Annotated in this window: 10 protein-coding genes; 1 reads left to right on the top strand and 9 read right to left on the bottom strand. The window is 75.8% G+C overall.

The features are described 5' to 3' along the window. Window positions 1–153: 153 nt before the first annotated feature. Genes ACIQKA_RS25235 through ACIQKA_RS25250 form a run of 4 tightly spaced genes read right to left on the bottom strand, consistent with a single transcriptional unit; the run spans window position 154 to window position 6,261 of the window. Window positions 154–1,494, bottom strand: coding sequence for a hypothetical protein (locus ACIQKA_RS25235; protein WP_402542456.1), 1,341 nt, complete (start codon window positions 1,492–1,494; stop codon window positions 154–156). Next, the gene (locus tag ACIQKA_RS25240; protein WP_402542457.1) at window positions 1,491–4,415 is read right to left on the bottom strand and encodes a DEAD/DEAH box helicase; all 2,925 of its coding nucleotides are present in this window, start codon (window positions 4,413–4,415) and stop codon (window positions 1,491–1,493) included. Before ACIQKA_RS25240 ends, ACIQKA_RS25235 begins: the two co-directional genes overlap by 4 nt. 23 nt (window positions 4,416–4,438) lie before the next feature. Continuing rightward, complete coding sequence (locus ACIQKA_RS25245) at window positions 4,439–5,263, bottom strand: ABC transporter permease (protein ID WP_383437816.1); 825 nt, start codon at window positions 5,261–5,263, stop codon at window positions 4,439–4,441. Beyond that, window positions 5,260–6,261: an ATP-binding cassette domain-containing protein gene (locus tag ACIQKA_RS25250; RefSeq protein WP_383150731.1), complete on the bottom strand. Its 1,002-nt coding sequence runs from the start codon at window positions 6,259–6,261 to the stop codon at window positions 5,260–5,262. The genes ACIQKA_RS25245 and ACIQKA_RS25250 overlap by 4 nt, the downstream gene beginning before the upstream one ends. A 191-nt stretch (window positions 6,262–6,452) precedes the next feature. On the opposite strand from ACIQKA_RS25250, the gene ACIQKA_RS25255 reads away from it, so the two are divergent. Next, complete coding sequence (locus tag ACIQKA_RS25255; RefSeq protein WP_376243484.1) at window positions 6,453–6,749, top strand: antibiotic biosynthesis monooxygenase family protein; 297 nt, start codon at window positions 6,453–6,455, stop codon at window positions 6,747–6,749. 119 nt (window positions 6,750–6,868) lie between these two features. On the opposite strand, the gene ACIQKA_RS25260 is transcribed toward ACIQKA_RS25255, so the two are convergent. The 5 genes from ACIQKA_RS25260 to ACIQKA_RS25280 all read right to left on the bottom strand — a co-directional run. Then, the gene (locus ACIQKA_RS25260; protein WP_383150733.1) at window positions 6,869–8,521 is read right to left on the bottom strand and encodes an FAD-binding protein; all 1,653 of its coding nucleotides are present in this window, start codon (window positions 8,519–8,521) and stop codon (window positions 6,869–6,871) included. Window positions 8,522–8,598: 77 nt separating this feature from the next. After that, entirely contained in the window at window positions 8,599–8,877 is a 279-nt protein-coding gene (locus ACIQKA_RS25265) for an acyl carrier protein (RefSeq protein ID WP_383150735.1), read from the bottom strand. 80 nt (window positions 8,878–8,957) lie between these two features. Further along, entirely contained in the window at window positions 8,958–10,229 is a 1,272-nt protein-coding gene (locus ACIQKA_RS25270; RefSeq protein WP_383150737.1) for a ketosynthase chain-length factor, read from the bottom strand. Then, window positions 10,226–11,491 carry a beta-ketoacyl-[acyl-carrier-protein] synthase family protein gene (locus ACIQKA_RS25275; protein ID WP_383150739.1) on the bottom strand — a complete coding sequence of 422 codons (1,266 nt, stop codon included), beginning with the start codon at window positions 11,489–11,491 and terminating at the stop codon, window positions 10,226–10,228. Before ACIQKA_RS25275 ends, ACIQKA_RS25270 begins: the two co-directional genes overlap by 4 nt. 199 nt (window positions 11,492–11,690) lie before the next feature. Then, window positions 11,691–11,771 (bottom strand): adenosylhomocysteinase (locus ACIQKA_RS25280; protein ID WP_402542461.1); only part of this gene is annotated, 81 nt, incomplete at its 5' end.

Here is an 11,771-nt window from a genome sequence, read left to right on the forward strand (position 1 = left end):
AGACGGAAGGGCCCGCGACTGGCGGGTGGGGGAAGGTGGAAGGGGCCGAGTCCGGAGGGCCGGGAGGAGACGGGCGGGCCCGTGTCCGGCGGGCGGAGGAAGGCGGACGGGCCCCCGTCCGGTGGTGGACGCGGGCCCGGAAAGAGTGGTGGTTCAGCCCTCCAGGAGTTCCGCGAGGACGCTCACGGGGTCGGCCCCGGGCCGCCCCGCGGGCCACCAGGCGTCGCCCTCCCGCCGGTACGGGTGCCAGCGGCCGTCCCGCCCCCGGCGGAGCTGGAGACCGCGCTCGGCGTACGTGAAGCGGTTCTCGTCGACCTCGGGCTCCGGCAGTTCGTCCGCGTCCCAGCCGGCGGCCAGCTCGGTCCTGGCCCGGGCGGTGGCCTGCCGCTCGGGCGTCCAGCTCTCTTCGAGGACCGCCAGGCCCTCCGCTCCCGCCAGCCGCCAGGCGGCCGCGGCCCTCGGCAGCTCCTCCGCGCGTCCGCCGGCCCGCGCGAGGCGCTCCACGGTCCGCTCGTCGGCGCGGGCCGCGATGCGCACGGTGTCCTGCCAGACCGTCAGCGGGGCGGGCGGCCGGGCGGTGTGCCCGAGGGCGTGGGCGAGCAGCGCGCGGGCGCGCTCGGCCGCGTCGTCGGCCAGGCGCTCCATCGGGTCGGCGTCGAGCCCGGTGCCGGTCCCCTCCGGGGCGGGCGGCGGCTCCGGGAGCGGGGGCGGCGCGGGCAGCGGGACGGGCGGCAGGGCGTAGGCCTCGCGGGCGTCGGTGCCGGGCGCGTCCGGATCCGGCTCCCCGTGCCCTTCGCCGTCCCCGGCCGCCTCCTCGTCCGCGCCCTCCTCGCCGTCGTCGTACTCCTCGTACTCCTCCTCGTCCTCGTCCTCGTCGCCGAATCCGCCCATCGCCCCCAGGAGCACGGTGGTCTTGAGCTCGTCGAGGGCGGTCGCCCGGTCCCGGCCGCGCATCAGGAGCAGCAGGAAGGGGTCCTCGTCGAGCAGCCAGGAGGCCTGGTAGCAGAGGGCCGCGGCGTGCTCGCAGGGGTGGTCGTAGGAGTCGCAGCCGCACTCCGGCTCCAGGTCCCCGTAGCCGGGCAGCAGCCGGACCCGGGCGTCCTCGGCCGCCTCCAGGAGGTCGGGCGGCAGCTCGCCCGCGAGGAAGGCCTCCAGCTCGGCGGGCCGTTCGGCGAGCTTCTCCCAGAGCAGGTCCCACTCGTCGTCCGACAGCTCGGCGAGGGCGACCTCGACGGTGCCGGGGGCCTCCCCGCCGTCGTACACGACCGCGGAGATCCGGCCCGGGGCGACGGTGACCGGGCCGAGCCGGCCCGAGCGGGCCACGGCGCGGCCCCGTTTGAGCGGCTCGGGGTCGAGGGAGGTGTCCTCCATCGCCCCGGTCCACGCCTTCGCCCACCAGGACTGGCCGCGGGCCCGTCCGCCCTTGCGGGCGGGGAAGGCGGGGAAGCCGCGCGCCCCGGTGTCCGCGGCGCCCGCTTCCTCGTATCCGCTCATCCCGCGCTCCTCAGTTCGACCAGGTTGGCCAGTTCGTCGTTGGTCAGCTCCGTCAGGGCGGCCTCGCCCGCCCCGAGCACCGCGTCCGCCAGCTCCTTCTTGGCCCGGAGCATGGCGGCGATGCGGTCCTCGACGGTGCCCTCGGCGATCATCCGGTGGACCTGCACCGGCCGGGTCTGGCCGATCCGGTACGCGCGGTCGGTGGCCTGCGCCTCCACCGCCGGGTTCCACCAGCGGTCGTAGTGCACGACGTGGTCGGCGCGGGTGAGGTTGAGGCCCGTGCCGGCCGCCTTGAGGGACAGCAGGAAGACCGGGACCTCGCCGTTCTGGAAGCGGCGCACGAGCTCCTCGCGGCGGGGCACCGGGGTGCCGCCGTGGAGGAGCTGCGCGGGGACGCCGCGGTCGGCGAGGTGGCGTTCGAGCAGCCGGGCCATGGCGACGTACTGGGTGAAGACGAGCACCGCGCCGTCCTCGGCGAGGATCGTGTCGAGCAGTTCGTCGAGGAGCTCCAGCTTGCCGGAGCGGCCGGACAGCCGGAGCGGGGCGCCGGCGGCCTTCGCCGCGTCCTCCTCCTTGAGGAACTGGGCGGGGTGGTTGCAGATCTGCTTGAGCCCGGTGAGGAGCTTGAGGACGAGGCCGCGGCGGGCGATGCCGTCGCTGCTCCCGATCTCCGCCATCACGTCGCGGACCAGCGCCTCGTAGAGCGCGGTCTGCTCGCGGGTGAGCGGCACCGGCCGGTCCGTCTCGGTCTTCGGGGGCAGTTCGGGGGCGATGCCGGGGTCGGTCTTGCGGCGCCGCAGCAGGAAGGGCCGGACGAGTTCGGCCAGCCGTGCGGCGGTGCCGCCGCCCTCCGGGGCCCCGGCCGCTCCGGGCTCCTCCGTCCCGCCGGTCGCGGACCGTTCGGCCTCGACGGGCTTGGCCCAGCGGGAGCGGAAGCGGCCGTGGGTGCCCAGGAGCCCGGGGGTGGTCCAGTCGAGGACGGCCCACAGTTCGGAGAGGTTGTTCTCGACGGGCGTGCCGGTGAGGGCGATCCGCGCGTCGGCCGGGATCAGGCGGAGCGCCTTGGCGGTGCCCGACAGCGGGTTCTTGACGTGCTGGGCCTCGTCGGCGACGACCATGCCCCAGGCGTGCGCGCCGAGCCGCTCCGCGTCGAGCCGCATGGTGCCGTACGTGGTGAGGACGAAGCCCCCGTCGGCGCCGTCCAGCGTCCGACCGGGGCCGTGGAAGCGGCGCACGGGGGTGCCGGGGGCGAAGCGGCCGACCTCGCGCTCCCAGTTGCCGAGCAGCGAGGCGGGGCAGACCACGAGGGTCGGGCCCCGGGTCTCCGCGTGCTCCTGCCGGAACAGGTGGAGCGTGATGAGCTGGACGGTCTTGCCCAGGCCCATGTCGTCGGCGAGGCAGCCGCCGAGGCCGAGCGAGGTCATGCGCTCCAGCCAGCGCACTCCGCGCAGCTGGTAGTCGCGCAGGGTGGCGTCCAGGGTCTCGGGCACCCGCAGCGGCTCGTTGCCGCCCTCGGGGTCGGCCAGCCGGTCGCGCAGGGCGGTCAGCCAGCCGGTGGGGGCCACGGCGACCTCGTCGCGGCCGGTCTCGGCGCGGCCGGTGAGGGCGGCGCCCAGCGCCTGGATGGGGGTGAGCGGCGGCAGTTCGGGCTCGCGGGCCTTGCGGGCGAGGCGGGCGGGGACGAGGAGCCAGCGCCCGCGCAGCCGGACCACGGGCCGTCCGGCGTCGGCGACCCGCCGGGTCTCCTCCTCGGTGAGGGGGTCCCCGTCGAGGGTGAGGCGCCAGCGGAAGTCGACGGTGGACTCGCCGCCGAAGAGGGAGCGCATGTCGGTGGGCGGGGTGAGCCCGGCGCCGACCACGGCCTCGGCGGCCAGGGCGCGGGAGGCGCCCTCGGGCCAGTCCAGGTCGATGCCGTGGGCGCGCAGCCGGCCGGCCCCGTCGCCGAGCAGTTCGTCGACCTCGCCGTCCGTCAGGGCGAGCGGCCCGGGGACGGGCAGCATCCGCTCCAGCGGCGCCCAGACCCCGGCGGCCCGGCGGACGGCCTGGGCGGTGTCGGTGGTGGCGCGGAAGCCGAAGCCGGCGCCGCCGCCGTCGAAGACGTCGCGGGCGGGGGCGGCGAGGGTGGGGTCGGCGAGGCTGTGCACCCAGGGGACCAGGCGCAGGGCGGGCTCCGGGCCGGGTCCCCCGTCGGGTTCCGGGTGCGGGTCGGGCTCCGGGCCCGCGTCGAGCTCCAGGCGCAGGGAGAGCCGGACGCCGGTGTCGAGTCCGGCGGAGACCTCCTCGGCCCAGGCCCGCAGCTGGGGGACGTGCTGGGGCGGGACGGCCGAGAAGGCGGCCCGGCCCGAGGCGGCCTCGGCGGCGGGGGTGCGCGGCAGGGTGTCGGCGACGGCGTCGAGGAAGGCCCGTACGAGGCCCTCGGCGTCGGGCAGCCGGGGGGCGCCGCGGCCGGGCAGCGGCAGGGCGCGGGCCTCGGGCGGGGCGGCGGCGGCCAGGGCGCGGATGCGGCGCACGTCGTCCAGGTCGAGCGGGCCGGCGCGCCAGGCGTCGTACCCGGCGGCGGACACGCCGGGCAGCAGCCGGCGGCGGGCCGCCAGGTGCAGGGCCAGGACGGTGGCGGCGCCCCAGAACGCGGCGGCGGGGTGGACCCGCGCGCCGGGCCCGGCCGCGCGGGCCAGGACCGGCAGCGCGTCGGCGACCGGGAGCCGGAGCACGGGGACCGTGCGGGTCTCCACGGTCCCGTCGGCGGCGGCGGTGACGAGCGCGGCCTCGGCCCGCTCCCCCGGCAGGTCGGGAAGGTCGGTTCCGTCGGGCTGCCAGAAGGCGAGCCTTCCGGTGCGGGCTGGGTCGTCCGGTTCGAAGACCACGGCGCACCGGTCGAGTCCGGTGGCGGGTACGGCCGTTGTCGTCACTGCTTCTGCCATGTGTTCCGGTTGCTCCTGTGAGGTCAGCGTCCGAGCCGCTGGTAGCGTCGCACGGCCAGCGGGAAGAAGATCGCACAGATCACGACCGGCCAGAGGATCCCGAGCAGGACCGCGTGCTCCGAGGCCCAGGAGGTGCCCTCCCAGCCCGGGTTGCCGAACAGCTCGCGGGTGGCGGTGCCGGTGGCCGACAGCGGGTTCCACTCGGAGATCGCGGCCAGCCAGCCCGGCATCGTCTCGGGCGAGACGAAGGCGTTCGACAGGAAGCCGAGCGGCCAGACCAGGGTCTGCACGGCGGTGACGGCGGCGGTGTCGGTGAAGACGAGGCCGAGGTAGATGCCCACCCACAGCAGGGAGAAGCGCAGCAGGAGCAGCAGGCCCACGGCGCCCAGCGCGTCGAGCAGCCCCTCGTGGGCGCGCCAGCCGACGGCGAGGCCGCAGAGGATCATGACGGCCAGTCCGAGGACGGAGTTGAGCATGTCCGCGATGCTGCGGCCGACGACCACGGCGGCGGAGGAGGTGGGCATGGCCCGGAAGCGGTCGGTGACGCCCTTGGAGGCGTCCGTGATGACGGCGAGCATGGTGACCTCGATGCCGAACACCATGGTCATGGCGAACATGCCGGGCACCAGGAACTCGCGGTAGTCGCCGCCGCCCGGCACCTGCATGGCCCCGCCGAAGAGGTAGCCGAACATCAGCACCATCATGATCGGGAAGAGCAGCCCGATGACGACGGGGGCGGGGTTGCGGGCCCAGTGGGCGAGCGAACGCCCGGTCAGGACCCAGGAGTCGGACAGGGCCCAGCCGAGGCCGCCCCGGTGGACGTCGGTCTGCGGATCGGCGGTGGTCACGCCGTCACCTCTTCCTTTTCCTTCTGCCGTGCGCCCTCCCCGGCGCGCTCGCCGGTCAGGTGCAGGAACACCTCGTCGAGGGTGGGGCGGCGCAGGGCGATGTCCTCGACGTCCACCCCGGCGTCCTGGAGGGCGCGGGCGGCGCCGGTGAGGGCGGCGACCCGGTCGGAGACGGGGGCCCCGGCGCGCCGGTTGTCCTCGTCGGTCTCCACGGCGGTGCCGGTGACGGAGGCGAGGACGCCCGCGGCGGCCCCCAGGTCCGCGGCGTTGCGCACGGTCACGTCGATGCGGTCGCCGCCGAGGGCGGACTTGAGCTGGTCGGGGGTGCCCTCGGCGATGACCCGGCCGCCCTCCTTGCGGGGGGAGGCGATGACGGAGATCGCGTCGGCGAGCTGGTCGGCCTCGTCGAGGTACTGGGTGGTGAGCAGCACGGTGGTGCCGTCGTCGACGAGGGAGCGGACGGCCGCCCAGACCTCGTTGCGGCTGCGCGGGTCGAGGCCGGTGGTGGGCTCGTCGAGGAAGAGCACGCGCGGGGCGAGGATGAGGCTGGCCGCCAGGTCCAGGCGCCGGCGCATGCCGCCCGAGTAGTCCTTGACCTGCTTGTTCCCGGTGTCGGCGAGGCCGAACTGCTCCAGGAGGGCGTCGGCGCGGGCGCCGGCCTCCTTCTTGCCGAGGTGGTAGAGGCGGCCGAACATGACCAGGTTCTGGCGGCCGCTGAGCACCTCGTCGACGGCCGCGTACTGGCCGAGCAGGCCGATCCGCGACCGGACCCGGGCGCTCTGGCGCACCACGTCGTAGCCGGCGACCTCGGCGCGGCCGCCGTCGAGGCCGGCGAGCGTGGCGAGGATGCGGACCGCGGTGGTCTTGCCCGCGCCGTTGTGGCCGAGCAGGCCGTGCACGGTGCCGGGCGGGACCCGCAGGTCGAAGCCGTTCAGGGCGGGGGCGTCGCCGTACCGCTTGCGCAGGTCCTCGGCGTGGATCGCGTACTCGGATCCCATGGTGTCCTTCCTCGGGGCGTGCGGGCGGGTGCGGCGGTGCCCCGGCCCGGCGGGCGGGCCGGCCCGTCCGGGCATGGGGGTGCCTGCACGGCATGGTTCACGGGACGGCTCGTTTCCCGTTCGAGCGCGGGTCGAGCCGGAGGGAGGACGTTCGCAGCGCGGACCGTCCGCACGAGACCCGGAGGCTAGAAGTGGTCACCTTCGTCAACAGGTTCACCGTCACCGGCCCGCCGGAGGAGTTCGAGCGGCTCTTCGAGGAGACCTCCGCCTTCTTCGTCGCGCGGCCCGGCTTCCTCACGCACCGCCTGGTGCGCCACGGCGACCTGCCGGGGCACTACGTCAACGTGGCCGAGTGGGAGGACGAGGAGTCCTTCCGCGCGGCGGTCACCCATCCCGCCTTCGCCCCGCACGCGGCGGCGCTGCGGGAGCTGAGCACCAGCGAGCCGAACCTCTACCCGGTCACGGTCCTGGAGCGCCGGGCGGCGTAGGGCCGGCCCGGCCGCGGTCCGCCGGACGGGCCCCGAGGGGCGTACGGCGGGCACGGACGGGGCCGGGGCGACACGCCCCGGCCCCGTCCTTTCGTCGTTGCCCCGGCCCGTGCCGGGCGTCAGCGCCCGACCGGGCGGATCGAGAGCGCGTGCCGGAAGACGTCCCTCGGGTCGTAGGCGGACTTCACCGCCTGGAGGCGCCGGTAGTTGCCCTTGTAGTACAGCTCGTGCCAGGGCACGCCCGAGGTGTTCCAGCGGGGGTCGGCCGTGTCGACGTCGGGGAAGTTGACGAAGCAGCCGTCGCCCTGGCCGCCGGGGACGGGGACGCCGCCCGTCCCCGCGTACACGTCGGCGTACAGGCGGCGCAGCCAGTCGATGCTGTCGCCGTCCTGGGCGGGGTCCTGCCAGGTGTTCATGAAGAGGGCCTTGAGGACCGAGTCGCGCTGGGCCGAGGCGGTCGCGCCGGGCGCCACCGCGTTGACGCGGCCGCCGTACGACTGGAGGGAGACCGACGCGGTGTCGTGGACGTGGTCGGTGCCGGACAGCCGGTCGTACAGGACGTCGATCTGGGCGTCGTCGAACGCGCGCCGCAGGTAGGAGCACTTGATCTTCTGGCGGCCGGTCTCCGCGTCCTGGGCGGCGGCCAGCGAGTTGACGGAGGCGAGCCACGGCAGCTTCTCGGTGGGCATGACCCACGGCTCGGCGGCCACGCCCGCGGTCAGCGCGTCGATGTGGTCCTGGAGCAGCTTCTCGGCGTTCGGCAGGGTCGCGTCGAGGTGGGTGAAGGCGATCGCGGCGAGGCCCTGGTCGTTCTGGTGCTGGCGGCCGAGGAGCACCAGGCCGCTGAAGAGCCCCCGGTACGGCGAGTCCGGGCCGCTGTGCCGCTCGTGCCAGCGGCCGTGGTTGCCGACCAGGGTCCGGAAGGCCGCCTTGTCCAGGCCGTCGCGCGGGAACATGACGGTGGAGGTGAGCACGCTGCCGGGCGGGCGGGGCAGCAGGGTCGTGGGGTCGCCGCCGGTGGCGCCGGGGCTGCGGAACCAGTAGCGGGTGACGACGCCGAAGTTGCCGCCGCCCCCGCCGGTGTGGGCCCACCACAGCTCGCGGTGCGGGTCGCCCGGCTCGCGGGTGGCGACGACGGCGCGGGCGCGGCCGGCGGCGTCGACCACGACCACCTCGACGGCGTACAGGTGGTCGGAGGAGATGCCGTGGCGGCGCGAGAGCGGGCCGTAGCCGCCGCCGAGGACGTGGCCGCCGAAGGCGACGGAGGCGCTGGCGCCGCCGGGGATCGTGACGCCCCAGCCGTAGTACAGGGTGCGGTAGACGTCGCCGAGGCGGGCGCCGGCGCCGATCTCGAAGGCCCGGCGGCCCGCGTCGTAGCGGACGGTGTCGAGCTGGCCGAGGTCGAGGACGACCCGGACGGCCGGGTCGCCGACGAAGTTCTCGTAGCAGTGGCCGCCGCTGCGGACGGCGATCCGCTCGCCCGCCCGCACGGCCTCGCCGACGGCGGCGACGACCTGCGCGGTGGAGGAGACCACGCGGAAGGACTCCGGCCGCGCGGTGAACCGCTTGTTGGTGCCGCGCACCGCGAGGTCCTCGTAGCGCGGGTCGTTCTCCGCCACGGTGACCGGGGCGAACCCGGCGTCGGCCCGGCCGGGCCGGTGGGCGTGGGCGGGCGCCGCCGCTGCGGCGGTGATCCCGGCCCCCGCCGCGGCCGTGGCGGCGGCCGCGGCCGCCGTGCTCGTGACGAACCGTCGGCGGCTTGGAACAGTCATCGGAAACCTCTCGGTACGGGGGCGGCGCGGGGAGCCGGGTGGGGAGTGCGGGGAGCGCGCGGGCGGTGCGCGGAGGGTCAGGCGGCCGGGGACGCGACGAGCGTCCGCGCGTCGATCGCCCGGTTGACGAGGTCGAGGTACTGGCGGGGGGTCTCGGCGTCGTCGATGGCCTCCTCGTCGAGGGAGATCCCGTAGTCGCGCTCGATCCGGCCGGTGGTCTGCAGCACGGCCAGCGAGTCGTACCCGAGGTCGACGAAGAGGGTGTCGAGGACGTCGCCGTCGAGGTCGACGCCTTCGCCTTCGCCCGCGCACTCGCGCAGGAGGGTGGTCAGGTCGGCTATGTCCAGGCGGTCCACGGGGGTACCTCTTTCGCTCGGTGGGGGAAGACGGTTGCGGCGGTTCGGGTTTCTCTCGGCGGGGAGGGCGGCGCGGTGGTTCAGGCGCCGGCGGCGCGGACGACGGCGGCGGAGTTGAAGCCGCCCCGGCCGCGGGCCAGGACGAGGGCCGTCCGCAGGGCGCGGCCCTCGCGCGGCCCGCCGGTGACCAGGTCGATCCGGTACTCGGCGGCGGGCGCGGACGTGCCGGTGGTCGGCGGGATCACCTGGTCGCGCAGGGCGAGCAGGGCGGCGGCGAGGTCCAGGGAGGCACCGCCCGCCGAGAGCCTTCCGGTCATGCTCTTGGGCGCGGTGACGGGCACGCCGTACGGGCCGAAGAGGCCGGTGAGGGCCTCGGCCTCGGCGCGGTCGGCGGCGCGGGACCCGGCGGCGTCGGCGAAGACCACGTCGACCTCGTCGGCCCGTACGCCGGCGTCGGCGAGGGCGAGGGCGGCGGCGTCGGCGAGCCGGGGTGCGCCGCCGGTGCCGGGCGCCGGGTCGAAGGTGGCGGCGTAGCCGGCGACGGAGCCGTAGACGCGGGCGCCCCGGTCCCGGGCGGACGCGGCGTCCTCCAGGACCAGCAGGGCGCCGCCCTCGCCGGCCACGTAGCCGCGCGCCTCCTCGTCGAAGGGCACGTAGGCGCGGGCCGGGTCGGTGCCGGTGCTGAGCTCGCCGGAGGCGGTGTACGCGGCCCAGCCCCACGGGCACAGGGCCGACTCCAGGCCGCCGGTGACGACGAGCGAGGCGCCCCTGCGGAGCTGGCGGCGGGCGTGCGCGACGGCGTCCAGGCCGCCGGCCTGCTCGGAGACGACGACGCCGCTGGCGCCGCGCAGCCCGTGCCGGATGGAGATCTGGCCGGAGTTGACGGCGTAGAACCAGGCGAAGGACTGGTACGCGCTGACGTGCTGGCCGCCCTTGCTCCACAGGGCCTCCAGCTCGCGCTGGCCGAACTCGAAGCCGCCCGCCGAGCTGGCGGTGACGACGCCGGCCGCGTACTCGGGCAGTTCGGCCGGGTCGACCCCGGCGTCGCCCAGGGCCTCCGCGGCCGCGGCCAGGGAGAGCCGGGTGACGCGGTCGGTCTGCGGCATCAGGCGGCTGGAGACGTGGTCCTCGTCGACGAAGCCGGGGACCTCGCCGGCCAGGCCGGAGGAGTAGCCGCTGCCGTCGAAGCGGGTCAGGGGCCCGATGCCGCTCTCGCCGCGCAGGGTGGCGGCCCACCAGGCCTCGGTGCCGAGGCCGTTGGGGGCGGCGACGCCGATCCCGGTGACGACGGCCGCCGCCGGGCGGACCGCGGCGGTCCCGGCCGGGGCCTCACGGGTGATGGTGCCGGTCATGCCGCTTCCCCCAGGGACGGTCGGGTCAGGATCATGGCGCTCTGGAAGCCGCCGAACCCGCTGCCGACGGTCAGCACGGTGTCGGTGCGCTGCTCGCGCGCGGTCAGCGGGGTGTAGTCGAGGTCGCAGGCCGGGTCGGGCTCGTGCAGGTTGGCCGTGGGCGGCACCGTGTCGTGCTCGATGGCGAGGGCGCTCGCGGCCACCTCCAGGGAGCCGATGGCGCCGAGCGAGTGCCCGATCATCGACTTGATCGAGCTCACGGGCACCTCGTACGCGCGGGAGCCCAGGCCCAGTTTGAAGGCCTCGGTCTCGTGCTTGTCGTTCTGCTTGGTGCCGGAGCCGTGCGCGTTGACGTAGTCGACGGCGGAGGCGTCGAGGCGGGCCTCGGTCAGGGCGGCGCGGATGGCCTCGGCCATCTCCTTGCCGTCGGGCCGCAGCCCCGTCATGTGGAAGGCGTTGCTGCGGGAGGCGAACCCGGCGATCTCGGCGTAGACGTGGGCGCCGCGGCGGCGGGCGTGTTCGAACTCCTCCAGGACGAGCACGGCGGAGCCCTCGCCGAGCACGAAGCCGTTGCGCGTGCGGTCGAAGGGCCGCGAGGCGGTCTCCGGCTCGTCGTTGCGCGGGGAGGTGGCGCGGATGGCGTCGAAGCAGGCCACCGAGATGGGCGAGATGGGCGCCTCGGTGGCGCCGGTGACCATCACGTCGGCGGACCCCTCGCGGATCAGCTCCAGGGCGTGGCCGATCGAGTCGAGGCCCGAGGTGCAGCCGGTGGAGACCATCGACACGGGGCCCTGGGCGCCGGTGGCCCAGGCGACCTCGGCGGCCATGGAGCTCGGCACGAAGTAGTCGAAGAGGTGGGACACGGCCCGCTCGTGGTCGACGAGCCAGTCGGCGCCGTTGCGGCTGACCTTGGCGTACTCGACGTCGAGGCCGGTGGTGCAGCCGACGGCGCTGCCCAGCGTCACTCCGGTGCGCAGCGGGTCGAGGGCGCCGGCGAGCCCGCTGTCGGACAGGGCCTCGCGCGCTCCGGTGACGGCGAACTGGGCGGCGCGGTCGAGGCGCTGCGCCTCCTCGGCGGTGATGCCGTGCGCCTGCGGGTCGAAGTCGACCTCGGCCGCGATCCGGGACCGGAACTGCGACGCGTCGAACAGGGTGATGGCGCGGGTGGCGGTGCGTCCGGCCGTCAGCAGTGACCAGAACTCCTTGGTGCCCACTCCGCCGGGTGCGACCACTCCGATGCCGGTGATGACGACGCGCCTCATCGGTTGTGCCTCACAGTTGTCTCCTCCGGGGTAGCAGGGGCGTGACGCCCGTGGCCGGATGGCCGGACCATGTGGGTGCCAGTCGGTTCGAGCCTCGCCGACCTGCCTAGAGGTGCGCTCGAAGTTCGGAGGGCCGCCCGCGCACGGTGGCGGGCGGCCCTCCGGGGGGCGGAGCCGGCGGCGGGCTCCGCGGAGTCCGTCAGTAGCGGTAGTGGTCCGGCTTGTACGGGCCCTCGACCTCGACGCCGATGTAGGAGGCCTGCTCCGGGCGCAGGGTCGT

It is taken from the genome of Streptomyces sp. NPDC092045, assembly GCF_044756005.1.
Taxonomy (GTDB): Bacteria; Actinomycetota; Actinomycetes; order Streptomycetales; family Streptomycetaceae; genus Streptomyces.